At 49.8% G+C, this 25,910-nt stretch carries 23 protein-coding genes and 1 tRNA gene; 12 read left to right on the top strand and 12 right to left on the bottom strand.

The window, feature by feature from the left end:
* Nucleotides 1-57 precede the first annotated feature (57 nt).
* The gene (locus tag BUB73_RS12870; RefSeq protein WP_141100384.1) at nucleotides 58-1,359 is read right to left on the bottom strand and encodes an OmpP1/FadL family transporter; all 1,302 of its coding nucleotides are present in this window, start codon (nucleotides 1,357-1,359) and stop codon (nucleotides 58-60) included.
* Between the two features lie 182 nt (nucleotides 1,360-1,541).
* Nucleotides 1,542-2,546, bottom strand: a complete 1,005-nt coding sequence (locus BUB73_RS12865) for a WYL domain-containing protein (RefSeq protein ID WP_073286419.1) — start codon at nucleotides 2,544-2,546, stop codon at nucleotides 1,542-1,544.
* Nucleotides 2,547-2,713: 167 nt separating this feature from the next.
* Here BUB73_RS12865 and BUB73_RS12860 point away from each other — a divergent pair, with 167 nt between their 5' ends.
* The 5 genes from BUB73_RS12860 to BUB73_RS12840 all read left to right on the top strand — a co-directional run bounded on the left by BUB73_RS12860 (nucleotide 2,714) and on the right by BUB73_RS12840 (nucleotide 6,203).
* Nucleotides 2,714-3,103, top strand: coding sequence for a hypothetical protein (locus tag BUB73_RS12860; protein ID WP_073286418.1), 390 nt, complete (start codon nucleotides 2,714-2,716; stop codon nucleotides 3,101-3,103).
* Nucleotides 3,104-3,129: 26 nt separating this feature from the next.
* Nucleotides 3,130-4,164, top strand: coding sequence for an MPN domain-containing protein (locus BUB73_RS12855; RefSeq protein ID WP_139259218.1), 1,035 nt, complete (start codon nucleotides 3,130-3,132; stop codon nucleotides 4,162-4,164).
* On the top strand, nucleotides 4,149-4,643 hold the full coding sequence (locus tag BUB73_RS12850) for a hypothetical protein (protein WP_073286412.1): 495 nt from the start codon (nucleotides 4,149-4,151) through the stop codon (nucleotides 4,641-4,643). The genes BUB73_RS12855 and BUB73_RS12850 overlap by 16 nt, the downstream gene beginning before the upstream one ends.
* Before the next feature lie 64 nt (nucleotides 4,644-4,707).
* On the top strand, nucleotides 4,708-4,944 hold the full coding sequence (locus BUB73_RS12845) for a hypothetical protein (protein WP_073286410.1): 237 nt from the start codon (nucleotides 4,708-4,710) through the stop codon (nucleotides 4,942-4,944).
* Nucleotides 4,938-6,203: a HesA/MoeB/ThiF family protein gene (locus BUB73_RS12840; RefSeq protein WP_073286407.1), complete on the top strand. Its 1,266-nt coding sequence runs from the start codon at nucleotides 4,938-4,940 to the stop codon at nucleotides 6,201-6,203. Before BUB73_RS12845 ends, BUB73_RS12840 begins: the two co-directional genes overlap by 7 nt.
* Nucleotides 6,204-6,239: 36 nt before the next feature.
* On the opposite strand, the gene BUB73_RS12835 is transcribed toward BUB73_RS12840, so the two are convergent.
* The 3 genes from BUB73_RS12835 to BUB73_RS12825 form a co-directional block, all read right to left on the bottom strand.
* Entirely contained in the window at nucleotides 6,240-6,365 is a 126-nt protein-coding gene (locus BUB73_RS12835; protein ID WP_083539775.1) for a hypothetical protein, read from the bottom strand.
* Between the two features lie 11 nt (nucleotides 6,366-6,376).
* Entirely contained in the window at nucleotides 6,377-7,876 is a 1,500-nt protein-coding gene (locus BUB73_RS12830) for a hypothetical protein (protein WP_175552218.1), read from the bottom strand.
* A gap of 80 nt (nucleotides 7,877-7,956) precedes the next feature.
* Nucleotides 7,957-8,691, bottom strand: a complete 735-nt coding sequence (locus BUB73_RS12825; protein ID WP_073286401.1) for a DUF6261 family protein — start codon at nucleotides 8,689-8,691, stop codon at nucleotides 7,957-7,959.
* A 368-nt stretch (nucleotides 8,692-9,059) separates the two neighbouring features.
* Here BUB73_RS12825 and BUB73_RS12820 point away from each other — a divergent pair, with 368 nt between their 5' ends.
* From BUB73_RS12820 to BUB73_RS12810, 3 genes are read left to right on the top strand one after another with little or no spacing between them, the layout of a single operon-like run.
* Nucleotides 9,060-9,554, top strand: a complete 495-nt coding sequence (locus tag BUB73_RS12820; RefSeq protein ID WP_073286399.1) for an AAA family ATPase — start codon at nucleotides 9,060-9,062, stop codon at nucleotides 9,552-9,554.
* Nucleotides 9,554-12,529, top strand: a complete 2,976-nt coding sequence (locus BUB73_RS12815; protein WP_073286396.1) for a P-loop NTPase family protein — start codon at nucleotides 9,554-9,556, stop codon at nucleotides 12,527-12,529. The genes BUB73_RS12820 and BUB73_RS12815 overlap by 1 nt, the downstream gene beginning before the upstream one ends.
* Nucleotides 12,530-12,531: 2 nt before the next feature.
* Nucleotides 12,532-14,358: a LeoA/HP0731 family dynamin-like GTPase gene (locus tag BUB73_RS12810; protein ID WP_073286393.1), complete on the top strand. Its 1,827-nt coding sequence runs from the start codon at nucleotides 12,532-12,534 to the stop codon at nucleotides 14,356-14,358.
* A gap of 28 nt (nucleotides 14,359-14,386) precedes the next feature.
* On the opposite strand, the gene BUB73_RS12805 is transcribed toward BUB73_RS12810, so the two are convergent.
* Together BUB73_RS12805 and BUB73_RS12800 are read right to left on the bottom strand one after the other, a co-directional pair.
* On the bottom strand, nucleotides 14,387-15,847 hold the full coding sequence (locus tag BUB73_RS12805) for a zinc metalloprotease (RefSeq protein ID WP_073286390.1): 1,461 nt from the start codon (nucleotides 15,845-15,847) through the stop codon (nucleotides 14,387-14,389).
* Nucleotides 15,848-16,660 (bottom strand): hypothetical protein, encoded by an 813-nt coding sequence (locus BUB73_RS12800; protein WP_073286387.1) that lies wholly within the window; start codon nucleotides 16,658-16,660, stop codon nucleotides 15,848-15,850.
* 106 nt (nucleotides 16,661-16,766) lie between these two features.
* Here BUB73_RS12800 and BUB73_RS12795 point away from each other — a divergent pair, with 106 nt between their 5' ends.
* Complete coding sequence (locus BUB73_RS12795; RefSeq protein WP_073286494.1) at nucleotides 16,767-17,564, top strand: mechanosensitive ion channel family protein; 798 nt, start codon at nucleotides 16,767-16,769, stop codon at nucleotides 17,562-17,564.
* Between the two features lie 13 nt (nucleotides 17,565-17,577).
* On the opposite strand, the gene BUB73_RS12790 is transcribed toward BUB73_RS12795, so the two are convergent.
* Both BUB73_RS12790 and BUB73_RS12785 read right to left on the bottom strand, forming a co-directional pair.
* Nucleotides 17,578-19,347: a S8/S53 family peptidase gene (locus BUB73_RS12790; protein ID WP_139259217.1), complete on the bottom strand. Its 1,770-nt coding sequence runs from the start codon at nucleotides 19,345-19,347 to the stop codon at nucleotides 17,578-17,580.
* Nucleotides 19,348-19,539: 192 nt separating this feature from the next.
* Nucleotides 19,540-19,612, bottom strand: a tRNA-Arg gene (locus BUB73_RS12785).
* Between the two features lie 95 nt (nucleotides 19,613-19,707).
* On the opposite strand from BUB73_RS12785, the gene BUB73_RS12780 reads away from it, so the two are divergent.
* From BUB73_RS12780 to BUB73_RS12770, 3 genes are read left to right on the top strand one after another with little or no spacing between them, the layout of a single operon-like run.
* Entirely contained in the window at nucleotides 19,708-21,270 is a 1,563-nt protein-coding gene (locus tag BUB73_RS12780) for an alginate O-acetyltransferase AlgX-related protein (RefSeq protein WP_073286491.1), read from the top strand.
* 15 nt (nucleotides 21,271-21,285) lie between these two features.
* Nucleotides 21,286-21,564: a helix-turn-helix transcriptional regulator gene (locus tag BUB73_RS12775; protein ID WP_073286382.1), complete on the top strand. Its 279-nt coding sequence runs from the start codon at nucleotides 21,286-21,288 to the stop codon at nucleotides 21,562-21,564.
* Complete coding sequence (locus BUB73_RS12770) at nucleotides 21,561-22,889, top strand: TldD/PmbA family protein (RefSeq protein WP_073286379.1); 1,329 nt, start codon at nucleotides 21,561-21,563, stop codon at nucleotides 22,887-22,889. The genes BUB73_RS12775 and BUB73_RS12770 overlap by 4 nt, the downstream gene beginning before the upstream one ends.
* A gap of 186 nt (nucleotides 22,890-23,075) precedes the next feature.
* Here BUB73_RS12770 and lgt read toward each other — a convergent pair whose 3' ends face one another.
* Genes lgt through orn form a run of 3 tightly spaced genes read right to left on the bottom strand, consistent with a single transcriptional unit; the run spans nucleotide 23,076 to nucleotide 25,892 of the window.
* Nucleotides 23,076-23,942: a prolipoprotein diacylglyceryl transferase gene (gene lgt / locus BUB73_RS12765; protein ID WP_073160499.1), complete on the bottom strand. Its 867-nt coding sequence runs from the start codon at nucleotides 23,940-23,942 to the stop codon at nucleotides 23,076-23,078.
* A gap of 9 nt (nucleotides 23,943-23,951) precedes the next feature.
* Nucleotides 23,952-25,346, bottom strand: coding sequence for a penicillin-binding transpeptidase domain-containing protein (locus BUB73_RS12760; protein ID WP_073286376.1), 1,395 nt, complete (start codon nucleotides 25,344-25,346; stop codon nucleotides 23,952-23,954).
* On the bottom strand, nucleotides 25,347-25,892 hold the full coding sequence (gene orn, locus BUB73_RS12755; RefSeq protein WP_073160531.1) for an oligoribonuclease: 546 nt from the start codon (nucleotides 25,890-25,892) through the stop codon (nucleotides 25,347-25,349).
* Nucleotides 25,893-25,910: the final 18 nt, after the last annotated feature.

The following is a 25,910-nucleotide window of genomic DNA, read 5'->3' as shown; positions in this document are numbered from 1 at the left end:
CCGGGGGCGTGGCCTCGGTCCTATTATAAAATTAGCTTTTTATAGTTGCTTAACCCATTAGAAAGTCAAGTCTACGCCAATACCCACCATCTGGTTTTCACGATCGTAGTTGTTCTTGCCGTAGGCTTCCTTGTCGCCCTTCCATTCGTAGTAGAAACTGTGGAAGTAGCCCAGGTTGATCTTCATCCAGTCGGTGGCCTTGAAGGCGATACCGCCGCCGTAGCTGTTGGCATCGACGTTCATGTTCATTTCGGTCAGGTACTTGTCGCTGACTCCAATGCGTGAGAACTGGGCGCCTGCGCTAAGAGTCAAGCGGGAGATGATATCCCATTCGAAGCCCACCAGCATTTCGTTGGTGCTTTCCAGGTACTTGTCACCACCGTTTGCGTAGTTGGCGGCGGCATCAAAGAACCTGTGGTAGCCAAGTGCGCCGCGAACGCCCTGCACGAATTCGAACTGGGCGCCTACAGAAAGGTAGCTAGGCATGTCGGCATCGGTCTTTACGCCGTCTGCATAGTTGGGGAAGGAGGCGGCCAGCTGCTTGGGCATCTTCTTGGTGTCGTTTTCAAGTTCCATGCGGGTGCGGTATTCGAACTTGGCGGCGACAGTCAGGCGCTTGTAGCGTACGTCCATGCTGAGGATCGGGGTGACGCCGTAGCCGGTCTGGTCCACGTCCATTTCGGCTTCGCCCATGCCGAGTTTGGAAAGGTCTGCCTTGACCTTGTAGTTGTTGGTGGCGTAGTTGAAGCGGGCGCCTACGTAACCTGAAATGTAGTCGTTAAAACGGTAGGCGGAACCCAGGGTCCATCCGAAGATGTAGCTGGAACCTTCAAGTTCGGCGCTGCCGCCGATGTCGCTTAGCAGCATGCCCTTGGTAAGGGGATTACTGAGGGTGAATGCGTCAAACATGGGGAGTCCGTCATCGTAAGTGACGGTGCCGCCACCACCGGCGATGGTGAATGCGCCAGAAACGGTCACGTTGTTGTGGTGCCATGCGGCCAGGAAACTGGGCATGCTGGGCACGAAGGCTTCGCCTACATATTCCTTTTCGGCGCCGGTGGCGAAGGTGGTGTTGATGATTCGCTTCTGCCAGACGGTCTGGCTGTTCAAGGAGATGTTCCAGGTCTTCTGGAATTCGGTGGTTCCTGCCGGGTTGGTGTAGACGGCGTCCACATCGGTGGAGGCATCGCGGGCGATACCACGTACGAAATGGGCGGTCTGGTTGGTGTTATGGGTGAGGCCGCCTGCAAAACTGGGGGTAATGGCGCAAGGAATGGCCACGAGGACTGCCGCAAATAGCTTGGAGGTGCGGTTCATAAGGATGTTTCCTATGGTTGAAAAGTCGTTTTTGATGGTCAAAAACTCTCGCCAAAGATAGAAGAAACAGCTGATATTAATAATATAGAATGCTTATATAAATATTACGTAAGAAACAAAACACAGTTTCCGTGAAAAAAGTAAGAAACTGGCGTCAGGGTGTAAATTCGATACAAAGTGCCCCAAAAGTTCTTTTAACCGGCTTTGTATCCGATACGTTGAACTTAAACTTTTTTGGCGGTGAATTGATCCACGAGGCCGTAGGCTGAGGCTGCCTTCAGGAATCGCTGGCGGAAGTAGTGGCGTAGCTCGGCGGGGGCGAGGACCTGTGCCGTTTCCAGAAATTGAGGAAAATAGACCTTGGCTAGTTCCGGGGAGCATTCGAAGGTATAGATGCCGGGACGTTGGGCGTCCAAGGCGCTAGCGATTTCTTCCTGAGCGGAAACGAAAGAATTGTGACTGCCAGGGTTTTGGGGAGCCTTAAGAATCTTGGGGCGGTTCGTGGCAGCCCTATTGTATAAGGCAACCCCTTCAGGAGAAAGTTCCACTTTTAGCTCCTGGCCATAGCAAAGGAAGGGGTCGAAATGATTCTTAAAATCTAACGATTTCCTGTATAGAGCGTTGGTTTGAGTGTGGAAGGCGACTGTATCATCGGCAGAGTTGCTGTTATGGGCTGTTGCCACTTCAACGTTCTTGACGTGACTTAAGCGAAATGCCTTGAATTCAACTCCCAACTCGGATCTTTCGCAAATTACCAGGTAGGCCCTCATGTGGGCAGGAGAAAGAGCGACAAAGCATGGTGCCAGCAATTTTCTCTTTCCGTGATAGTCTAGCCAAACATTTAGCTGGTTTTCAATGGCGTAATCTATTTTTGAAAGTTCCACTTTTTTGAGAAAGATTTCTCTTTTGCCACGGGGCATGTCTACGTACTGCTGTAGGTAATGCCTGCACAAGGTGGCTATCTTGATTTTTTTAGAAACGGCGTAAGTCGCGAATTCCCCATTGCGCTTGTGAAGGATAAATTGCAGGGGTGCGCTGTTCTTGAAAAGTTCGCAATTTTCCCTTGAAATACGCTTAGATAAAGGAAATGAAGCTAGTTCCTGGCGCAATTCGATAATCTTGTTGCAGAGTTCGCCAATCCCTTTTAGCTGGTAATCTTGAATATCCATTTCAAGCTGGTTTCGAATAGTCGCCGATACGGCGATTTTGATTTTAGCGGAATTTTCCATAACTGTAAATATAGGATTTTAAAAGTTCCATATTTGCCTATTTCTATAAAAATAAAAGTTCCACTTTTTCAATATTTTTTTTGATACCGTTGTGAGGCTTTTTACCCAAAGGTATCTTTGTGTTGACGACGAAAGTCAAACATACATCAAAATTTTATGAGGTTCGTATGATCCAGATTTCAGATACATCAGTGCTGTTTACCTTGGCCGAAGTTTTGGCTGCCTATGTGGAGGAGACCGAAGTCGTCAAGGAACTCCGGGAAAAGTTGGCTGGTGCCCAGCGAGACTTCGTCTACGACATGGAAAAGGACGAAGATTTTATTGAACGCGAATCCACGGCGCTGGCCCAGGAATTTGGGCTTTCGGAAAAGGCGACTGTTTGCCTGGGCATCGACATGAGTTTTTATGCCGTAAAAAAGACAGGCGACATCATGATGGGGGAAATGAACAAACTTTGCATGGGTCTGGAAAAGTTCAAGAACGCCGTGGAATCGGGTCATGATATCGAGAAGGCCATTGACGAGGTGACCCGGGAATGTGGCTTGGAAGATTGCTAGAAATGTTTGATATAAGGTGGCCCAGAATGTCTAATGTTTTAAAAAAGCACGGGCTTTGGTTTGAGTATGGCGGGAAGAATCCCGATGAAAGCTCACCTTCGCCCTTGGCCATGATTTACAGGAGCGAACTGGATTACGTCTCCCGCTGCATCCTGGATTATCCGGATATAGAAACGGGAGGCCAACTGTTTGGTTTCTGGACGTCCACGGGAATACCCGTAGTTCTATATGCGATCGGCCCAGGACGGAATGCGAACCATCAGGAAACCTTCTTTAACCAGGACCTGGACTATTTGGTAAAGGTTGGTAATTTCCTGTTGGAAAAGTACGGGCTGCAACATATTGGGGAATGGCATTCTCATCATCAGTTGGGATTGGCACGGCCCAGTGGCCATGATGATTCCACCATGGTAAATAATATTTGCCGTTCCCATTTGCGTCGATTCTTGCTTTGCATTGGAAATTGTCAAGTGAAACGAGGAGTGGCCTTGGGGAATGGTGGTTCCGGTTATGCAGAACTGCGAACCACCTTTAACGCCTTCAATTTTCATGAGGATCATGGCTACGATTATGAGATGGCCTGTTGGAGTATCAAGGAGTGTGAATCTCCTTTTAGGCAGTTGGTGGATCAGGATTTGCAGGATGTGCTGATTCATCCGGAGTCCCCCAAACCCTGCCATGGAGAAGTGTACAAGGTTGAAGTGGCGAAGGACCGAGTGGTAAGCGAATTTGATGATGGTTATTGGCTCAATTCGGTTCAGAACAAGAAGGTCTTGGTGCAAATAAACAAGTTCCTGAAAGAAACGTCTTATCCTCAGAAAGTGTCTGTCATGCTGGATGAAAATCATCATGTGCACGTGATGGTGGGAAATGTTGACTTGTACTTTCCTGCGGAATTCCCGAAGGTTCCCGTAAGTGTTTCCATAGATGGAGTCACCGCGGGGGGAGAGGTTCAATGGAATTTTCAGGGAGATATTCTTGAAGCCTTTACCCAATATTATGCCGCGGTGACTCGGAATAGGCAACTTGAAAAAGAGGATGAATCATGTTTGCAGAATTGATAAACGCTTTATTGTCTCATCGTTCCGATGATGAGGACGACGATGAAGATGATGTTCGTCTCACGCCTGAACGGGTGCAAAGTGAAATTGGGGTGCTGAAACGGAAGAACGTTCCCGATAACGTCTATCACATTTACATGGGTGAAAAACCATATGCGGTATTTGCAGCCCGCACCAAGAGGAACCTGTATACGTTGCACATGGATTTGCGACGTTTCCCCAATGATGTGCCCAAGGTCTTTGTGACTCAGATGTTGAAGGATCGGGATGGAAATCGTCTGGATTCCTGCGATGGTTCCATGCATGTGCTGGATTCAGAACATGGCTGGACCCGTATCTGCCATTACGGAAATGCTTCCTGGAATCCGGGGGTGTCGCTGTACAAGATTTACGTGAAGTGCTGCCTGTGGCTAAACATGTATGAACTACATCTGGAAACTGGTAATGACATTGACTATTACCTGAATCATCAATCGTGATGGGGTTGCTCCCGCCCCCGGCCATGCATCTATGAACACATTTAAACAACAAATAGGTATCGTTATGAAAAAAGAAAACATTAAGATTTTTACCGCCTTCTCTGCAGATGGCTTTGCGGGTCGTGCTGAACAGAAACTGGGCGAAGAAATTCGTAAGCAGGGTGGTCAGGGATCTGGTCATTCCATGATTGACCTGGTATTTGATGAAACTACTGGAGAATTTCGCCAGGTGGCAAAAGGCCAGGCTCCTACCCAGGGAACTGTCGTTACGGGCATGACCAAGGAAGGTTTTGCATGTTAGCCTTTTTGGACCAGCAGGAATTACAGGAATTTCTAAATGGGAATCTTGTATCCTGGGAAGGAGTTGCCTGCGAATGGGAAGGGGAGGGGGTTGTCCATTTCCATATGTATCGCCCTGCCCATGGTTACGGCAGGGAATCTCTTTGCCTGTTTACTCGAGACCTTTGCGCTGTAGAAGATCCTGTGGAAGCTGAAAAGTATCGCTACTTGATTTTGGTAACGAAGAATTCTGCAGATGCATACTGCTCTACGGAAGTGACCAATGGCGTTTCATCCGAAAAACGGATTTCCCCATGGTGGCAGAAAATGGAACTGCAATTTATTCCCTCACGGGAAAATCTCTATTCCCGAAGTCAAGGAATTTTGGAAGTTGGTGCGCTTGTGTCTAAGCGGGTGATGATTGTTGGCTTGGGAAGTTTCGGTTCCCAAATTGCAATAGAACTTGCCAAGGCGGGCGTGGGTTCCTTTTCCCTACTGGATTTCGATAGGGTGGAATTGCACAATTTGATGCGCCATACTTGTGTGGTAAATGATTTGGGACGCCTAAAAACGGATGCTCTTTGTGATGCCATCCTGGGAAAAAATCCTTACGCACAGGTGGATCGGTTCCCGGTGGATATTAATCAGGATTTGACTCTGTTAAACAGAGAGGTCTCCAGGGCGGATCTGGTTATTTGTGCTACCGATAATAACAAGAGTCGATTTAACTTGAATGACTCCGTTGTAAGACATCGTAAGGTCTGCATTTTTGGCAGGGCCAATTCCCGTGCTGCCGGAGGAGACGTTTTCCGTTACGTGCCCGACGGCCCTTGCTACAATTGCCTACTTGGAAATGCTTGGTTTGACGCTGAAGCTGAGGAGATTACCAATGTAGAAAGCGCCCGACGTAATGGGCAGATTGCCGCCTATGTAAGTCCCGAGGAGGCGAATGCCGTGGTGCAAGTAGGTCTATCTGCTGATATCGCACCTATTTGCAATATGATGGTGAAAATCTCCTTGGTGGAACTTTCCCGTGGAATAGATTCCGGCATTTCCGCCCTCGAGAATGAGCTGGTGTACGATTACTACATGTGGGCAAACCGTCGTGAAAACCGCTTTGCCAATTGGAGCCCCATGCCTGGCGCAGGGCCAAAGCCAACCATCCTTCGATGGTACGGAAGCCATATTCGGCAACTTGACAATTGTGCCCAATGCAGTCAAGGTCCCATTGCTTTAGATGAAGGGGATGAATTGGAAGAGATGCTGAAAAAGTTCCAATAAAAAAAGTGCTCCCTTGGGGAGCACTGTTTCGAATGTTTACTTGACGGTAACTTGTTTTGTTTGTCCGGCAACTTTCAAAATGTAAGATCCGCTGCGGGGAAGGGTGAGATTGTTGGCGTTGCCCTTCGTGAACTTCTGGACAATGACAGGTCTTCCCTGCATATCAAAGACGTCTACAGCTCCTCGCCATCGTTATTCATGGTTACGCGGGAAATCGGCTTGACGGATTCGTTGGCGAAGACGGGATAGCTGTCTTCGCGGCCCCAGAGCTTCCTGTTCTTTTCGGTGTTGTTGACAGTGTTCAGGATCCAGGCCATTTCGTCGGACTTCATGTTGTCGGTCTTTAATCCCGAAGTATCCTTGACGGTGGCCGATCCGCCGACAGACTTGATGGCGGGAGTCTTGGTGCTGAACAAGGATGCGTCATAGTGGCAATTTTGCACATGGGATGATTCTGTAATGTAAGCGGAAACCGCACCAATCAAAGTGCCGGTAATATTTGACGAGGCATTGTAGCTGTTGGTTAACTTTTCGGATCCGAATAGGGAACCGAGAATGCCTCCCGCGTAGGAAGCCGTGGCAACTTTCGTAACGGTCACGGAACCGGTATTGAATACGTCGCTGACCGTGCCTCTGCTTGCGCCGACAACGCCGCCTGCCGTAGAATAGGAACTTGTGCCGGCCTTTGTTGACGTGCTGGCAATCTTGGCAATGATATTGCCCCAGTTGGAAGATCTCTCCACGAAGCCGAGGTTGCGGCCTACGATGCCGCCGGTGCTTGTGAATTTCATGTTGGTTCCCGAATTGTTATAGGAATTGCGGAAAATAATGGAGCCGTCGTTGAAGTTCCGATATAGGGAACCTTCATTACCGCCTGCAATACCGCCGGCAATACAGTCGTTATCAATATCGATCGGGACAAGTACCGTGGCGGCAACGACGTCACCATGGTTAACGCAGTCGAAAACTTTTCCGTATTGATTGAAAGAAACAATGCCTCCGGCTCGGGTGCCGTTTTCAAAGCCGCCCTCGGACGTCATTGTTGTTTTGGAGGTAACGGAACCGTAATTGGAGGAGTTGGATACGACTCCTTCGTTAATGCCGGCTACACCCCCTGCAGCATAAGCCTTCGTGGTGACGTCCACAGTCCCCGAGTTTTCGCAATTATCCACGAGGCCTCTATTAAAGGCTACGATACCCCCAGCGGTCGCACTTGCTTCTGTGACGGTTACCTTGTTATTGGCAACCCTCAAGTTCTTGATAACACCATCAGGAGAAAGGGCTCCAAAAAGGCCTGCAAATGTTCCCTGTTCTACATAATAGCCATAAATTGTGTGACCTGCACCATCGAAAGTGCCTGCATAGGCGGTGGTCGTGTCTTTTCCGATGGGGGTCCAGAGGCGGGAACTGGTCTGGGAGGAATCTGCGCCGAAAACAATATCGTTAGCCAACACCACATTGATCCCGTTAAAACCGTTCTTGACCTGGACACCGACCCAGGTTAATTCCTCGGCGCTGGTGATGGTGTAGAACACCTTGCCATCGATAACATTCTTCTCGATGGGTTCGCTGGCGGTACCGTTCCACTGTGCGAAAACGGCGGAACATGCTGCCGGTATTAAAAACGCAATTGTCTTGAAAGTCTTGCCAAAAAATTTAATCTTTATCGCCACACCCTTGGGGTAAAACGTAAAACCCAAATGTATTGTAAAATATACATCTGATGCGTAAAACCCGTCAAGTAGCGGGATTCCTAGATCACAACTGGCAAGTACTTGATTTCGGAGGAGTTTCCCTTGCTGCTCCTGCGCTGGGCCATGTGCATCTTCTTGTCCTTTAGCATGGCGTTGGCGGAATCGATGAAACGGGCGCAGGAAATATCCCCCTGGGCGGCCTGGAACTTGGCGAATGTGGCGATCAGGTCGAATGCCTCGGTGCATCGATCCCGCAGGTGGAGGCTCTGCTTCAACTCCCGATGGCCTCGTGCATAGTTTCGCTCGGCGTCTGCCTGCAGGAAACTCTGGTTAATTCGGTCCAGCTCGTCGATCCAAACCTTGCAACCGCAACACTCCAGGGCGTCTTCCCCGATAGAACGGGCATTGTTCACCAAACGTCCGATCATACCGTAGGCTTGAAGCTGGTTTATCCGTGCGCTGGAGGGGAATTTCTGGAAAATGCTCCACAACTTCTGCCCGGCTTCACGTGCTGTGGGGTTGGGATGGCTGGCGGCCGCCTTGGCCACGGCGCGACACCGGTAATAAAAGGAGGATCGCTCCTCGTGGATGTTGTGGACGATGCGGTCGGGGGAATCCTGCAGCCCGGAATCAAAGTGTTGGCACATTTCCTGAAATGAACTTCTGAAATCCTCTATGAAGGAAGATGCTCCCGGAGTCTTGATGTCCTGCGCCATCTGGAGTAATTGATACTGGACACCTCTAAACTCGAGGTTCCGCATGTCGTGAAACTTGATCTTGATGATTGACTTCATTTGAACTCCTTTTTTAACCCTACTCGCCTAAAATGCAAAAAACGCCCCCCGAAGTGTTGTGAAAACGACATTTTTTTTGAAAAAAGTTTCCCGAAGTGAGTGAAAATGGCCGGTTTTAACGCAAAATGCCCATTTTGTGGGGAAAAGTGAGTGAAAAAGAGGGCAAATTTTCACCCTATGGTGGAACTTCGTGGAAAAGTTGGCGAGCATTTTTCCCAAAAAGGCAAAATAAGTTCCAGTCGCTTGAGGAAAATATCCCAAATTGGAATGATAATGCTCACAAAAAGTTCACAATATTGTAAGAAAGGAAACGTAAATGTGTAAAAAAGATTACATTTCCCAATATTATTACATTTTTGAGGACGCCCATGTCGACTACGAACACTAGAGAAGAAGTAAAGAATGTCTATACCCAGGTCACAGATTCCGCTGATCAGATATTGAATGAACTGAAGGCCGTGAATGCTCAAAACGATGAAAAACTTCAGGAAAAAGTGGGTGTTTTCATTGATGATCTAGAAAAACAAAAAGAACATTTTAAGGACTTGGTGGAGGAATTGGAACGCAATTCCGAATTTGACAAGTTCTCCATTGCCTTTTTTGGCCAGACTGGTGCCGGTAAGAGTACCATTATTGAATCTCTACGAATCCTGTTTGACGAAGAATCCCGCCGAAAGCAGATGGAACAGAATGGAGCCGACATGGCTTCGATCGAGAAGGATTTCCAGAAACGCTGCGATACCCTTGTAAGAGACCTGAATAATATTAAGGCGGGGTGCAAGAGAAGTGTCATGTCCTATGTGATCCCTGTGGTGACTTTGGTCGCTGGTTTTGCTGCTGGCTTTGTCGTAGGGGGCATGTAATGGCTAATGAAGAAAAAAAAGAAGAGCTTCGTATGGAAGCTCAAGGGGCATGGGGCACTGCCGCCTTGTTCCTTATTTCCATGGCTGTGTGCGGAAGTGGTTACCCAGTCGTTGCCTACATTGTGGCAGCCGTGGCTGTCGTTTGCGCCTTGGTGGGGGCAATTTTCTGCGCCGGCGCCTATGAGTCCAAGCTTTATACCCTGTCGGCTCTTATTCATACGCTGATTTCGTCAGGGGTTGTTTTTGTAGCTGGAGTGTTCTGCACCAATGTTGTCGTGAATCAGCAAAAGCTGGATACCATGGTAAACTTTGGCACAGATGGCTTTGTAGGGGTTTTCCGCAAATTCTTGATGGCTCTACATAGCTGGACAACGACAGGGCTAGAAGCTTTTGTTCAGAATGCTGCTGAAGGGGCTGATGTGTCTGTCGTTAGGGCTTCCTTAGTTTGCATTGCTGCCGCCTACCTTTTTTACGCCTTCTTCTCGATGATGTCCATTATTTGTATGATGTGCATGATTAAGAGGAAGTGGCTTGCTCTTATTGCCAGGGTGTTCAAGAAAGCGGTTGTAGAAAAGCCTACTCCTAGTGATCAATTTGGATGGACTCCGTTTTATCCCATGCTGACCGCAATCACCATGTTTTTGTCCTTGTTCGCTTATGTCTTGGGTGCATGGTATTTTGGCATCGGTTTTGCAGTTATTGCTGTCATCGCTATTCTTCTTGGTTTGAGTCAAGTAAGTTGCGCCTTGTCCGATGGCAGAATCTTCCTGGCAACAACGGTTTCTACCATGCTTACCTTTGTCGGTTTGCTTTGGGCCAGTTCCTGTTTTTTGGGTGTGGTATTCTTCAATATGCCCAAGGAACCACTTGATTTTGGAATTTACGATTGCATGGGGGCAGTCACCCAAGCGGTCCATTGTGTTTCCCTAGTCTTTAAGGGCGGATTGGATACCTATTTGACAGAAACTTTGAATTCCTCCTTGTCTATAAATAGTGTTTACGCCTGCCTCCTGGTGTACTTTGGAATTTTATTCACTTCATTCTATTTCTTGATGAAGTGCCTTGCGGCCTTAGGCCGTTTAGTCAAGGGTTTGTTCCGCTGGTTGGCTTCCGATTCGATTGCTGTCCATCAGCAGCCCAAGGCTTCAAAGAATGAGCCCCTGGCAGCAAAAGCCGAAAAAGTTGCAGCAAAAACTCCTAAGACTGCCAGGACCGAAACAGCCAAGACTGTTGAGACCGCCAAGGCTGAAACCGCATCCAACGACTTGGCTGAATCTACAGACGAAAGACCTGGTATTTTGAGCCTGCTTAAGGCTTCGAAAATCAAAAAATCCTTGTTCCCCACAAAACAGGAACGTGTTATTGATAACTTGATCGAATTGATCGAATTGAACCGATTGCGTACCACTGTAAAGTATTTTCAGGTCGATGGTGCCATTATTGGTAACGGTAGCCAGGACTTTACCAAGGATTACAAGACCTATTCCCTGAATATCAATGGGGAAGCTGCCCAGTTGGTAGATATTCCGGGTATTGAAGGAAAGGAAGAATACTTCAAGGATATTATTAGCCGTGCCTTGGGTAAGGCTCACCTGGTTTGCTATGTGGCTCGTGAATCCAAGGGCCTAGAAGAAAGTACCTTGGCTAAGGTGAACGATTATCTAAGAAAGAACGTAACCGAAGTCATTGGCATCCATAATATCCCGCTGCAACCGCAAAAGGAATATGAAGGCGATAACTACGTTAAGGATATTACCGAAAAGGTAAGTAAGGCCGCCAAGAACAATGTGAATATCGAAGAAAAACTTCGCTGTGTGGTGAAGAACAATCTTTACAAGAATACGTTTGGCGTTGCTGTGCTCCCGGGCTTGTGCGCCTTGGCCATGAACCAGGGGGTGACTACTTTTGAAAATCCCATGCTCCACCAGGATAACGAAGCGGTCTGTGATTCCCTGAAGACCTTACGCAGGCAGCAGAGTTCTTTCTTGAGTCGCGCAACCGAAATGGAACTTTTGCAGGTGAGCCGTTTAGCCGACTTGAGAAATTATATTATCCATAATTGCGAAAGCGCTCCCAGCCGCATTAAGAAGGCTGCCCTGGTGAGATTGAAGAGTACTCTGGAATCAGAGTATATCGCAACCATTAGAAATCAAAAGAATGTCATTGACAATTTTAGGAGCCAGGTCAATCAGAGAGCCGGCAGCTATATCTCGAATCTGGAACAGGCCGCTTATAGAATTAAGCGAAACTTGCCCAGTGCCGCCCAAAATGCAGTCTTTGATTTCTACCGGATTGATGTTCTAGAAGGAATCATCTATCCTCATATTGAACGGAATAAGAAAATCGTTGATGATGAGCTGGAATACACCATGAATAATCACAAATCTGATTTACAGGTTCGATTCCAGAATCGTGTTTCCAAGGCCATGGAAGAGGCCATCAATGATTTCTCTGCCAGAGTGCAGTCCTATACAGACGAATATGTTCGTGGCATGAAACTGGACATTGGCAACCTTTCTATGGAATTGCCTTCTATTTCTGTGGACTCCTTTAACATGGGAACCCTTGGCAATGTGGCGTTTACGATCGGTGGCTATGTGATGTCCGGTATTGCCATTGGAACGGCGTTCCCGGTGATTGGAAATATTGTCGGCGGTATTGTTGGTGCTGTTGTTGGCGTGCTGGTTTCAATCTTCAGTTTCTTTGAATCGGATGCATCCAAGATTCGTAAGTGCAAGAAAAAGGCGGCCGACGCCGTTGAAGATTCTGCTCGCGATGCCTGGTACGAAATGTCCGGCAAGATTAATAGCCATGCTGAAAGTCTTGCTTCGTGCCTAGACGCCAATATTGCTGATGCCAAGTATCAGATTGAATCTGCAATTAAATCCTATGAACTCGTTCAGTCTCTGGAAAAGAAGATGCTTCTGATTACAGAGGAAATCCAAAAGAATATCAATCAAATCAAGGTGGCTTAGCTATGTCTACAAATGAAAATGCTTTTTCTGCAGAAACCTTAAAGTTCATGGGCAAGTTGGACCAGTTCTCCGATTTGCTTAAGCAGGCTAAAGAAAAAACTCTGAACGATGAATTGAAGGTGTCGTTCCAGAAATCCATGGACAAGGTAGAAGCCTTAAAAGCCAGCATTCAGTCTGGCAAGTTGAAGATTGCCCTGGTGGGTGCCTTTTCTGATGGCAAGACCAGTACGGTGGCAGGGTTCCTGGGCCATGCAGATAGCAATATGAAAATTGCCGAAGAGGAATCTTCGGATGAAGTGATTGAATACGCTCCCCAGAATATCGATGCCGATGTGCCTCCCTGTGTGTTCGTGGATACGCCGGGTCTGTTTGGCCAGAAGTTCTCCAGCGTGACGGAGAATTATATTTCGGAAGCCCATGTGATTTTGTACATCGTGGCAGCAACCAATCCCTTGAAGGATAGTCACAAGGAGACTGTAGCTTGGTTAATGAACAAGCTGAAAAAGTTCGACAATACCATCTTTGTCATTAACCGCATGGATGATGTTTGCGACTATACGGATCCTGATGATTTTGCTGCCAAGGAAGTGCATAAGAAGAACTTCCTAGTAGAAAATGTCTCTAGATTCTGCGGATTGGATGCTAATAGTGGTAAAATCAAGAATCTGAACATCGTGTGCATTTCCTCGGATCCCGAAGGAAAGGGCTTGCAGGATAATGGTGCCGGCCGCAAGAATTACTGGCTGACTCCAGAAAAGAGAGAACAGTACGAGAAGTATTCCAGAATGCAGAATCTTAGGGATATGGTCAATTCCGTGGTTAAGGAAATCCTTCCCCAGAAGCTGATTCAGGATACGGCACTCACGGCTATCATTGAAGAATCCAAGGTGAATTTGCAGGCCCTGGACTATGAACAGCGTGAATTGAATCAGGCTGTCATTCCCGAAACCAAGAATACTGTGGAAGTCCTGGAAAGAGACCTGAATAATGCTTGCACGGACTTGAAGCGTGAAATTCGCCCTTGTCGTGAAGAACTCTTGGCCCTTGAACGTCGAATCGTTTCGAAGATTGATAGTTCCACTCCCGATACATTGCAAAGTGTCGTGGATGATGAAATTGGTTCTGGATCTGCCTACAAGCTGGAAGGCAACATCCAGGATATTCTGAAAGATCATTTTGAAGGAATTGTCTCTACAACCTGTCAAAAAATTCAGGCGGACTTGGATGTGGGATCCAAGAATATCGATGCAGCTCTGGGTTTGGTCAAGGGAGGTGCCCGTCTGCTTAAGAAGGCTGATGGCATTGACAAGGCCATGATTTTCGCAGGCCGCGACCTTCTGGGAAAGGTTGGCATTGCCATCAAGTTTAAACCCTGGGGCGCTGTAAAGTTGGCTAATTTTGCCGGAAAGACATTGCCCGTGGTTGGTGCGGCCGTTTCGCTTGTTGCCGATGTGGCTGGCATTATCATGAATAAGGCCAACGAAGAAAAGTTTAGAAAGGCTCAGCTTAACTTGAAGCAGGGAATTCAGGATGCCTTCAAGGATATCTATCTGCAGCTGAATGATGAATCGATATTCTTCCAGACCTTTGCCCCTCAGGTTTACGAAATCGAAAATCAGATTGACCAGGCAAAGCAGGTTCTGTTGTCCTATCAGGAAAATGAACGTTTCTGCTCCGAAGTCCAAAAGAAAATGTTGGCTTTCTGGAAGGGTGAAGATGTGGATTTGACTTTTGAGAAGAAACCTCTGGCTAAGGACAAATATTCACCTTCCAGGGAAGAACCATCGAAGAAGGGCTTTTTCGCTTCACTGTTTGGCCGTTTCCGTTAACGGCTGGAAGGGCTTTTGTTGCTCCTTTCTAGTGCACCATCAGCGTCAGGTTCTTTCTGATTTGTTCCACCTGCTCCCCGGAGTAGGTGCGTTCTGTCTTGTCTGAGCTGTATGGGAATATGATGTTGCGGCGGTCGGGGCAGTTGTCTATGTTTTCGCTGGTATTCACCTTGGCGCAGTAGGGGGTGTCTTCTAGGCCGTCTTCGACGTTGGACTTGTCCAGGTCTCCTTCCATGTCGTTCTTGGAAGAGGATGTATGGCGCAGTCCCAGGAAGTGCCCCGCCTCGTGAACGGCTGTCTCGGCAATGTCGTTTGAGCTTTGTGCCGTTGGCTTGCCCGTGACGCGGTTGTGGGTTCCCAGTACCACGTAGGAGTAGTTGGGGATTGAGGCGTCTAGGTGCCCTCCGAATCTAGGGGCAAAACCGAGAATGTTCGGCCGGTCTATGTAGTAGCCTAGCATCAGGTTTAGGGCATTTTCGTGGCCGTTCCACTTTTCCAGCAGGCTGTAGTTGGCGAATACTCGACCGTAGGGGAGGACGTAGGCGCTATCTTCGGGGAACATTTGGCCGTGTAACTCGTGTTCATGGGCGTGGAGTACGGTGATTTTGTCAACGAATACTCCTCCGTTGTTAAGGGCTTCGTTCATGCGGGCCTTGATGGTTTCGGCCAGCGTGGTTTCGCTTGCCTTGTCCGATGTGCCCATGTACTTGCCGATAACGATCAGGTTTATGTTGAAGTGGCTGGAGTACTTTCCGGAGCCTTCAAAGAGGAACCCTTTTGTCGGTTCCTTATAAAATGAGCAGTCCTTGTTGTGTAATCTTGTTTTATAGAAATCGCTTGATTTCAGGTTTTCCGCATTAATGGGGAAGTACCAGTAATCGATGGAATCCTGCGCCTGGATCGTTGTGGTGTAGGTCGAATAATGATAAAGGCTTAGTTCCGGGGCGATAGTGTCCGATCCCTTCTGGAACCGTACGGAATAGCTCCCGCCCTGGAGAATGTTCAGGAAAACTCCTCCGTCTGCAAGCCTGTGGGAGGCGGAATCGTTATTGGCCTTGTCGTTGGGGTATGCGTATATGTAATCGTCGTAGTCTGAATTCCAGTACAGATCGCAAACTGCCGATGAACTGCTGTAGGGAAGGGTGTCGATAATGATGTGGACGGAATCAACGGGGAACTCTTCGACCCAGGTGCTTGAACTGGATGCAGGTTCCTCGTAGTCGTCGTTTACGCGGACTTTTATCCAGCGGTTATTATTGGCGCAAATGTAGAAGGCGTTTTCTTCGGGAACGAAAATCTTAAGGCCGTAAAAGACGGGTTGACACTGGCCAATTTCGTAACCTTCATCGGTGAAGTAGGTCTTTGAGGATTCCGTGGTTCCTGCGTTCGTGTTTTCCTGTTCCGTGGAGGATATGTCGGAGTTGTCGGAACAGGCTTGCAAAAGGAGGAGGCTGAGGGGGACTATGACCTTAAGGATTTTGTGAAACATTTATTCCTCGGTCAGGAACCATTCCCAGTAGAGCCTATAGTCTTTGCCCTTGGCATCGGACTGCGAGATTTCTTCGTAGTTTTCCAGGTAGCCGATTTGTCCCTGGGAGGCGCAGTTGCCGGAGGAATAGTCGTCGTGGTAGTTGACGTCGATATCGAGGACCTTTGCGCAGATGACCAGGGAATCGATTCCCTTGGGTATTGTAACGGAGGCTGTTTTGCTTCCGCTCCAACTGCGTTTGTCGTCGAGACTGAGGAGCTTGTTGATGGACAGGATTGCGCCTTGGATTCCGTCTGCGTAGGTTTTGATGGAAAAGCTGAATTGGGGGTCGCCTGCGCCATCGAAGCCGTCCCAGTTCTTGGATACCTGCTCGTAGGAAGTCATGGTCAGGTACAGCTCCTTGGCTGTCTCTAGGTAGTAGGCGATGCTGCTGGAAGATGCTTCTTCGGGTTCGGCTGCGGAACTGCAGGGCGGCTCCTCGGGTTCGTCGTTGCTGCTGGAGGAAATTTCTTCGGGCTCCTCGATGTATTCTACGGAACTGCTAGATTCCTTGGACGTGGAGGAACTGGATTTGGTGTCGCGGTGTTCGCGGTACCACTTGTCGGAGCAGACATAGTAGGCGTCTTCGCTGATTACGTAGGCGATTTCGCCAGCATTTTCGTCGGTACAGTCATTCAGGTCGTAGAAGGTATCGAATTTTTTCTCGGAGGATTCTTCGTCGGGCACATCGAGGAGGGAGTCGTCACTGCATGCGGACAGGGCGATAATCAAAGAAATCGCCACCGTTCTTGTTAAAAATTTAATGAATTCCATAAAGCATACTCCTTGACTTAAATATAAAAAATGAACGTTTTTTTTAAAGTTTGCGATTGATTTGCGTCACGGGGTAGATTTTAATTTTTTTTCTACATTTGCCCCCGTGGATAAGATTAGAGAGTATATTCCCGAGGATTCAATTTTCGAGCGGCTCCTGTTGCTGCTCGTGGTAATCGTCGCCATCAAGTTTCTTGTTTGGTCCTTTCACAAGGTGATCGGTCGTATGACCAAGCGCGGGCTGGACCCGGCGGCGGTGCCCCTGATAACAGATCTGTTCAGGTATTCCCTGTATGTAATAGGCCTTCTTGTAGGGCTGAATATTTTTGGCGTGAATACCAATGGAATTTTGGCCATGATCGGTGCCGCGAGCCTTGCCATTGGCCTTGCCCTTAAGGATACCCTGTCAAATGTGGCTTCGGGTATTTTGCTTTTGTTCCTTAACCCTTTCAAGGCTGGGGATTACATCGAATGCGGAAATGTCAAGGGAAAGATCGGTGGTATCGGGTTGTTTAATACGACCCTCAAGACGACGGATGGCCTGTATGTCTCTGCCCCGAACAGTTCCCTGTGGGGTGCTCCCATTGTGAATTTCAGCCGCAATAAGGTTCGCCGACTGGATTTGTCCGTTGGGGTCGCCTACGGCGCTTCCTTGGACGAGGTGTTTGATATTTTCCGCAAGATGGTCGCCGCAGAAGATCGTTTCCTGAAGGATCCTGCCTCCGCGATCTTTGTTGAGAATTTGGCCGACAGCAGCGTGAACGTTTCGGTACGCGTGTGGGTTCGTGCCAGTGATTTCCCGAGCCTTAAACGGGAATATCTCGAGAAGATAAAGAAATTGCTGGACGAAGGCAAGATTGAAATCCCCTTCCCCCAGCAAGTGGTTTACCTGAAACAGGATTGACTTTTACTCTAGACTACATTTCGTGGAGGTTGTAGCCTAGCATGACTCGGCCGCCGTTGTTGGCAAATCGGGAAATCTCGATGGTGATGGGATCGTTTGTGACGGTCTCGAATTCCACCATTTCGAAGGTGTTGCCGTAGGACATGGAACGGTAATATTTCTTGGAACCGTTTGCCTGGGGGACAGCAACACTCAGGTCCAGATCTTGCTGAATTCGACCGTTTGCAATCTGGTAAATGCCGGAGTTCAGCCAGGAAATGGCGAGCTTGTATTTTTTACCCTTGACCAGGTTCTTCTCGACGAACTTGATGGGTCCATTTTTGAAGAAGTCGTTGTTGTCGCCGATCCAATAGCGGGAACGGTTGCCCTTGATCATACCGCTGAAATTGGGACGGAACATGCCTACTTCAGACCCGCCTCCGTTATAGTTGTCCTTGGTGTAGCGGTTCCTGAGGATGTCGCTAAGGCCGGATGTGAGCAGCAAGGCCTTGACAACTTCGGGATGCCACTTGTAGAACGGATTCTTGGAAATCAGGTCGGTCACCATGGCTGCGGCCAGGGTGGGGGCGGCGCTGGGGTTGGCGGTAACGGCATCGTGGTCTACGAACTGGCCTGTCATAATCTGGGTCACCTTCTTATGACCGTTCAGGTACAGGTAGGTCATGGCGGAGATTTCGGGCTTGACATAGCTGTATCCGTTCTTGAAGTACGGGTTTACATCGTCGTGGGGGAGCATTTCGCCATTGTAGTATTGGTAGGGGGCTACGGAAATGGCGTTGTTGGCCAGGGCGAAGTTGTTCCTTTCGGCCATGGTTGCGAAGTCGATGGTTCTGTTATGGTAGATGAAGTCGTCCAGGATGGCGGCTTCTTCGTCATAGGTCAGCTTGTAGGCTTCGTTATCCTTGAAGATGTAGCCGAAGTAGGAATAATCGTGGACGCCGACGGCAAGGTCTTCGTTTCTGGGGCTATCGGGAAGATAGGTGTAGAAGTCCACGCTGTTGGCGCATGCGGCGTCAAAAAGGTACACGTTGGCAAAGGGCGCGATGTCCATGGCCAGAGTTACGTTGTAGGTTAGTTCCTCGGTCCTGTTGTAGCCGCGGCTCATGCTGAGGTTACATCCTGTCTTTTGCGTAAAGTTGACGTAACCGGGGAATGCCGTACCTTGGCTCATAAAGAACATCCTGGTGGCGACACCGACATAGCCGTTGTCATGGGCGTAGTTTCGAATGCCGTAGACGGAGTTCAGGCCGTTCTTGGTCATGTACATTTCGTTGTTGACCCTGTAGAAGCTGCCCTGGTAATCGTACATGTCGGCACCGAACATGACGGAGTAGGGTGTGGTCTCGTAGGGATATATACCCCTGTAACGGACCTTGATCTGGGGCGTATCATAGTCACCGACTACGGAAGTGTAGTGGTCTTCGAAGTCCTGGACCCTGGTCTTGAATTCGCTAAGGGGAATGTTGGAACGTTCGTTGAAATCGAAACGATCTGCGTAACCGGTACTGTTGTCGTTGATGAAGGTGGCGACGACATATCTGCCCAGGCTGGGCTCCTGTTCATTGGGGTTGTAAAGGTCTGCCATGCTGTTGTACAGGCCGCTGTATCTGGTGGCCAGTGGCGTAGCTTCCTGGACCTTCGCCTTTTTCAGGAGGACGGACTGTTTCTGGTTTGAACCGAGGGCTCGTCCAAGGACGTCTCTTTTTAGCCGGACAGTATTTTCGGAGGCGGAGGCGCACAGGGCCAACGAACCTACGACTACCATTGTTGTAAGTTTTTTCATCTTTGTTCCTTTGTTTGTTACCCTACACAAAAAGATGTGTAAAAACTAATAAATTATACAGTTGTTTCTTAACTTGTACTAAACTATACGTTGTTTTTGTTTACAACAAAGAAATAGAACTTCTGGATGGGCGCAGGATTTTTTTGGGGAAAAAGAAAAAGGCTTCTGGAGTGAACCAGAAACCTTTGAAAATACCCGGATCGCGATTCGAACGCGAGTCTGATCCTTAGGAGGGACCCGTTCTATCCAACTGAACTATCCAGGCAACAACTACGGCGGGGCCTTAGGCCTACTGCCATAAGCGCAACCAAATATAGTATAATTTTTTTGTGGGCGGGAGAAAATACTATCTTTTTGAACGTGAAGAAATCCTTTGTTGTTCTTATCGCGATTTTTGGCGTATTGCTCCTGCTGCCCTTTACTGTGCAGACGGTGGTTGATTTTTGTGGTTCCTCCGATGAAGAGGCTGATTCTTCTGTTTCTGGCGGTCCGCGGCTCTTGTCCTTTGACATTTTCAAGGATACTTTTTACGGGCCTTTCAAGCGTGAGGCTTCCATGGTGGATAACGCCCGCAAGTTGAAGGCTGCCTGGCATGACGCCCGTGAGAACGTTGCTGCCGGCTCCAATGAGGGGGAACTGTCCCAGAATCTGGAACCTGTGGTAAATGCCCTTTCGGATCTTGAATCTGCGACTTTTGCGGTAAATACTTATGCGCAGCTGGACACGGCTGACGATGACTACAAATTGCTCCGCCGTGCTGACACTCTGTTGTATGTTCTGGAAGATGAACCGGAACATTTCCCGGAACTGGATTCCTGTTTGCGCGTGATTACGGAACGCTTTAGTGATTTTTCTGTATTGCGCGCCTTGGATGGTATTAGACGTTATGGTGTCTGGAAGGGAAGCTATCTCAGGGCTTTCGAAAAAACTGTGGAAAATGAAAATGCCTTGGTTCTGGCCATTCGTCCCAAGTACCAGCTGACGGTGTGGAAACTGTTCAGTGAGCCGGGCGAGAAGGTGGTCCTGGGGAATAATCCAGCAGATCTTTCTTCTGACCCGTGGCTTTATTACCGCCAGGATGTGGAATTTCTGGTTCAGCCGTCTCCGTTTGATGAACGCGCAGCCAAGTTAGACGATCCCATTAAGGCAATCCAAAAATTTAGGGACCAACTGAAGGCCAAGGGTGTGGAACTTCTGGTGGTGGTGGTTCCTGGTAAACCCAGCATCTACCCGGAACGACTGACCGGAGATAATGATATTAAGCCTGTGATGGGTGGCGGCGACTATAGAGGTCATGGCAAGACCGTTCTGGATAGCCTTACTGCCCTGGGCTTCAATACGGTAGACCTTTACACTCCCTTGTGGGCGGCCAAGGCCAACGATGGTGAACTGGGTGCCCTGTACTTGAATGACGATACCCACTGGACTCCTCGAGGCGCGGAACTGGCTGCCTGGGAAATCTACACCAAGGTTCAGAAAATGGTGGAAGATAGTCTGGTTGATGTGGGACCGGAATCTATAGAGTATGATGTTCAGGATAGTGCCGCAGACCGTATGGGTGACATCGGAGAAATGAGCGGCCTGAACAAGTTCAATGTGTTTAAGTCCCAGAAGGTGATGGGCCATGTGGTTGTCCCTTTCAAGGATGATTTCCGCAATGCGAAGATCCTGATTCTCGGGGACAGTTTCAGCCGAATTTACCAGACGGATTCCCCGGTGAACGCCGGCTGGATCGCACATTTCGCCAAGGACATGAAGCGTCCGGTGGCAAGCATTGTAAGCGATGGCGGTGCAAGTACCTTGGTCCGCGAAAAGCTGGCTCGTCGAGCTGGTGTGCTGAAGGGCAAGAAGCTCTTGATCTGGGAATTTGTGGAACGCGATCTGCGCTTTGGCGCAGAAGGCTGGAAGACGGTAGACTTTTAATCAAGGAAGTTGTGTATGGCAAGACGTGGAACTCCCACTCCGGGACAGGCAATTTTGGAAGGCATCGAATGGCTTAAGATGGACAAGGCTGAATTCGCCCGTCGCATCGGCGTGTCTATGGAAATGTTGGAAGCCCTGATTGCTGGAACCCAGCCCATTACTGCGGACCTGGCTTCTGCACTGGAATCTGTAACCGGCAGCCCCGCCGCCTACTGGAAAATGCTGGAACGTAAGTCCCGTTGTGCTTTTGCCAATGCTACGTCTGGAGCCTCGAACTTGGAGCCGAACAAATGAATATTGTTGATGCTGTATCCTACATGTGTGACTTGGCCAAGAAAGAGGCTCAGCAGTTTGATGTAATTGCTTCTACTTCCCATTCCGAAGGTCTGTCCGTTTTTCAGGGACAGGTACAGAATACAGAAATTTCTGACTCCGTCGGTCTCGGTGTCCGCGTGATCAAGGATGGCCATCCGGGTTATGCCTATACGGAACGTCTGACCAAGGAAGCGGTGGCGCAGACTTTGAAGGATGCTCTCTGTCATACTCAGTGGACGGAGTCCATCGATATCCAACTGCCCAAGCCTGTGGAAATGCCGGATGAATATCCCAACTACAACCCGGCCCTGGAATCCCTGAACTTGCAGCAGATGAAGGACTTCTGTATCGAACTAGAAAAAGAGACCTTCGCGAAGTCCAAGGAAATTGAAAATATTCCGTACCTGGGTGCGGATATGACCAGCGCCTCTTCTGTGATTGCCAATAGCGAAGGCGTATTCTACAAGGGTAAGTCCAACTCCGCTTCTGCGGGGGCTGGTGCCGTAGCTGTCCGCGATGGCGTCAAGAAGCTTGGAAACTTCGTGAGGTCCGGTCGCGACTGGAAGCAGTTCAGTATCGATGAAATCGCGACGAAGACGGCTGACTATGCCACGGAACTTTTTGGTGCCAAGAAAATCGAGGGCGGCAAGATTCCCGTGGTGTTCTCGGAAAGAGTTTCTGCCCGCATTGTGGGAATGTATTGCTCCGCTTTCGAAGCCGAAGCCATGCAGAAGGGACAGTCCCGCCTGGCCGGCATGGAAGGTCAGATGGTGGCTGGCGAAAAGTTCTCCATCGTTAACGACCCTCAGGGCGAATTGTTCCAGCACAAGTACCGCTGCGACTCCGAAGGCTGTGTGGCCAAGCGTGTGGAAGTGGTAAAGAACGGCGTGTTCAACGAAGCCCTCTACAATCTTGAGACGGCGGCCAAGGCTGGCCGCGAGACCACCGGCAACGGCGCCCGCGATTTCGGCAGCAAGATGGGGACTTCCTTTAACAACTTGCTGGTTCCCGCAGGTGAACTGACTACGGCCGGTTTGCTGAAGCTGTTCCCCAAGTGTCTGCTGGTTGTTCGCCTGGAAGGTGGCTCCGGCTGTAACGCCATTAGCGGTGAACTGTCTATGGGCGCTCACGGTTTCTGGTGCGAAAATGGCGTCATCCAGCATCCTGTAGATGGCGTGACCCTCAGCGGCAACTTCTTCGACATCATGAAGAACGTGGTGGATGTGGGTAGCGAATACCGGGACCCCTTCGGAACCTACATGGTGCCGGCATTAGCCGTAAGCGAACTCAGCGTTAGCGTTTAAAAAAAAACGAGCCTGCGGGCTCGTTTTTTTAGTTATGAGCTGTGAGCAGTTAGCTAAAGTAAGGCGCCTTCGGCGCTATTATAATGACTCTTTGCTCAATGCTGAAAACTGATGGCTGTGTAGGGCGCTTCCGGCACGATTATCTAGCTCAAAGGAGCCGCAGGCTCCGCCCTCATCACTCGTACCTCACACCTTTGCTTGCTTCTTCTGACGGTAGATCATTACGATCAGCCAGATGAGGCCGCTAAGGACCATGACGCTGCAAAGCGTCTGGCCTCGGCTCATGCCGAAGAGGTCGTTACGTCCAAGGTGTGCGTCAGACTTTCTGAAGAACTCGATGAAGAAGCGGAAGAGGCCGTAGCCCATCAGGTAGAGGCAGGGCATCTTGTCTTTGAGCAGCGGGATGCGCCTCAGGTTGTACAGGAGCACGAACAAGATAACACCCTCGAAGCACATTTCATAAAGCTGGCTGGGGTGGTGGAGGATAGGGTTGGCCAGTGAGCTGTCGTGGGCCAGGGGGAAGTACATGCCGATGGCGCTTGTCGTCACTTCACCGTAAAGTTCCCCGTTGATGAAGTTGCCCCAACGGCCCCAGGTATAGGCCAGGGGAGCTGCCAGGAAGCACAGGTTCAGGCCCTGCCAGACATCCATCTTGTTTCGCTTGAGACCGATAATGGTAAAGACGATGCCCAGGATGAGTCCGCCGTGGTAGCTCATGCCGGCGATACCGCTAAAGTGGTATCCCAGGGCGTCGTGGGTCATGGGCAGCAGGATTTCGGTGGGGTTGGCCAGGTAGTAGCCAGGCTTGTAGAAGATCACATAGCCCAGTCGTGCGCCCAGGATGATACCGGCGATAATCCAGGTGAACAGGCTGTCGAACTGGTCCTTGGTGTAGCCCAGCTTGTCCTTCTTGTTGATGTGCCACAGCGTAAGGTAGGCTGTGACGAAGGCGAAGATGTACATGATGCCGTACCAGCGCACCGGGAAGTTGCCAAGTTCAATGGCGGTACCGTCAAAGTAAGTGGGAATCAAGTTCCACCAAGATAAATCCATGTTGTTCTCCTATTTCTTCTTTCCGCCAGTGACGTACTGGTGGGCCCAATAATTGATTAGCATGCCGGCCACCTGGGTGGTGGGCTGGGGGCGCAAGCCCTGGTTGTCGTAAATCTGCAAAACTACGATGATGATCGCCTTGCTGGGGTCTTCCTTGCTTTCGGCGAATCCCATGAACCAGTCGTAGCGGCCCTTGGGGTCGGAACCGTCCAGGGAGCCTGTCTTGCCGCCGATGTTCAGGGCGTTATAGTTCTTGCGGGCCATGTGCCTGGTGGAGATGTTCTTGCGGGCGGTGCCGTGGGTCACGGAGCGGATCATGGCCTGACGGAGTCCGTAGTAGGTGTTTTCGCTGAACTTGTTCACGTCCAGGGCCAGGCGGGTCTTGGGGGCGTAGCCGTCGAGGTCCGGGGTGGTGGACCAGGGGATTTCAAGAGGCTTCTTCATGAGGATGGCGCGGACCTGCGCGGCGGCCTGTAGGGGCGACAGCGTGGTGGCTTCGGTGAAGCCACAGCTGGCTTCGGCAAGGCCGTAGCCAGTGTCCGGCGGCGTAAAGCTGGACCTGCCCGGAAGTCCTGCGGCGTAGTTCATGTTGTAACCCAGGTTGCGGGCGGCGGCCTTAAGCTTGCTTGCTCCCACGTTCATGCCGATGAGGGCCAGGGGCGGGTTGTAGGAATGGGCGTAGGCGTCCTGCATTTCTACGGTGGGGCCATGATAATTCTGGGGAACCCTGAGCTGGTTCTTGTAAAGATGGTGGGCGCGGCCGATGAGCGGGATCGAGGTGTTCAGGGCGTAGCGGTTGCTTTCCATGGCGGCGGCGATGGTGATTGTCTTTGCCAGGGAGGCGGCGGGGAAGGTGTTGCGGGTCAGGTAGTCCGGCTGGTTCTGCACGGCGTTGTTCTTGCGTTCGCCCCAGGCCATGATTTCGTTGCTCTTGGCGTCTACGATCAGGATGATGGCGTTTTCGGGCTTGAATCGACGGAGCAGGTTGTCGATCTTTTCGGCCATGAACACGTCTTTCTGGCTCTTGATGTGGGCGCTGTCGATGATTTCTACGGCAGGCGGGTTGGATGGGGCGATTTCTGCAGTTACCGCCATCTGTGTATTTTCGATGTCTTCGGCGGTGGGCCCTTCGAACATCTTTGCGGATTCAGACGGACCGGCTGCTTTTATCTCTTGCGCCTGATTGCCTGCGGCAACTTCTTCCTTGTTATAATCGTTAGCGGGCTCTGCCTGAGTCTCCACCTTTAACTCGGCGGCTTCCGCCCCGGAAATCTTGTCTTTATAGATACACGAACCGATGCCTGCGCAAATTCCAATGAAAACGAAGATGGCGATGGCGCGGTTCCTCATGCGCACGGCGTAGGGGAGGCGGTCCTGGGTATCGACGTAAGGTTTGATGGTCATTTAAACGTTCTTTACAAATATCGTTTTTCGGTAGTATTCCAGTTCGGCGATGCTTTCGCGGATGTCGTCCAGGGCCTGGTGCTTTTCCATTTTCTCGAATTCGGGGAGGTTGGGGTACCAGCGGAAGGTCAGTTCCTTGATGGAGCTGACGTCGACGTTTCGGTAGTTGAGCCATCCGGAGAGCTTGGGCATGTACTTGTAGAGGAATCGGCGGTCCTGGGTGATGGAGTTGCCGCAGAGTACGTTGCCCCGTTCCTGGGTGAAGGGCTTGATGAAGTCCAGTGTCATTTTTTCGGCGTCGGCTACGGTGATTTTCGATTTGCGGCAGCGGTCCACCAGGCCACTCTGGGTGTGGTGGCGGGTGTTCCAGGCGTCCATGCCTTCGAAGATGTTTTCGGTCTGATGAATTGCGATGACGGGGCCTTCGGCCAGGATCTTCAGGTTTCCGTCGGTCACGATGGTTGCCACTTCAAGGATTACATCCTTTTCTGGGTCCAGCCCGGACATTTCCAGGTCCATCCACACGAGGTTCGGCGCACTTTTAATTCTTACCATAGCGGGGGC

The organism is Fibrobacter sp. UWH6, from assembly GCF_900142465.1.
In the GTDB taxonomy this organism is placed as follows: Bacteria; Fibrobacterota; Fibrobacteria; order Fibrobacterales; family Fibrobacteraceae; genus Fibrobacter.
This window is presented reverse-complemented; position numbering and strand designations above follow the sequence as displayed.

Coding starts and splice junctions, on each gene's coding strand:
- BUB73_RS12865 (WP_073286419.1), bottom strand. CDS start 2,546: ATGGAAAATTCCGCTAAAATCAAAATCGCCGTATCGGCGACTATTCGA.
- BUB73_RS12860 (WP_073286418.1), top strand. CDS start 2,714: ATGATCCAGATTTCAGATACATCAGTGCTGTTTACCTTGGCCGAAGTT.
- BUB73_RS12855 (WP_139259218.1), top strand. CDS start 3,130: ATGTCTAATGTTTTAAAAAAGCACGGGCTTTGGTTTGAGTATGGCGGG.
- BUB73_RS12850 (WP_073286412.1), top strand. CDS start 4,149: ATGTTTGCAGAATTGATAAACGCTTTATTGTCTCATCGTTCCGATGAT.
- BUB73_RS12845 (WP_073286410.1), top strand. CDS start 4,708: ATGAAAAAAGAAAACATTAAGATTTTTACCGCCTTCTCTGCAGATGGC.
- BUB73_RS12840 (WP_073286407.1), top strand. CDS start 4,938: ATGTTAGCCTTTTTGGACCAGCAGGAATTACAGGAATTTCTAAATGGG.
- BUB73_RS12835 (WP_083539775.1), bottom strand. CDS start 6,365: ATGCAGGGAAGACCTGTCATTGTCCAGAAGTTCACGAAGGGCAACGCC.
- BUB73_RS12825 (WP_073286401.1), bottom strand. CDS start 8,691: ATGAAGTCAATCATCAAGATCAAGTTTCACGACATGCGGAACCTCGAG.
- BUB73_RS12820 (WP_073286399.1), top strand. CDS start 9,060: ATGTCGACTACGAACACTAGAGAAGAAGTAAAGAATGTCTATACCCAG.
- BUB73_RS12815 (WP_073286396.1), top strand. CDS start 9,554: ATGGCTAATGAAGAAAAAAAAGAAGAGCTTCGTATGGAAGCTCAAGGG.
- BUB73_RS12810 (WP_073286393.1), top strand. CDS start 12,532: ATGTCTACAAATGAAAATGCTTTTTCTGCAGAAACCTTAAAGTTCATG.
- BUB73_RS12805 (WP_073286390.1), bottom strand. CDS start 15,847: ATGTTTCACAAAATCCTTAAGGTCATAGTCCCCCTCAGCCTCCTCCTT.
- BUB73_RS12800 (WP_073286387.1), bottom strand. CDS start 16,660: ATGGAATTCATTAAATTTTTAACAAGAACGGTGGCGATTTCTTTGATT.
- BUB73_RS12790 (WP_139259217.1), bottom strand. CDS start 19,347: ATGAAAAAACTTACAACAATGGTAGTCGTAGGTTCGTTGGCCCTGTGC.
- BUB73_RS12775 (WP_073286382.1), top strand. CDS start 21,286: ATGGCAAGACGTGGAACTCCCACTCCGGGACAGGCAATTTTGGAAGGC.
- BUB73_RS12770 (WP_073286379.1), top strand. CDS start 21,561: ATGAATATTGTTGATGCTGTATCCTACATGTGTGACTTGGCCAAGAAA.
- lgt (WP_073160499.1), bottom strand. CDS start 23,942: ATGGATTTATCTTGGTGGAACTTGATTCCCACTTACTTTGACGGTACC.
- BUB73_RS12760 (WP_073286376.1), bottom strand. CDS start 25,346: ATGACCATCAAACCTTACGTCGATACCCAGGACCGCCTCCCCTACGCC.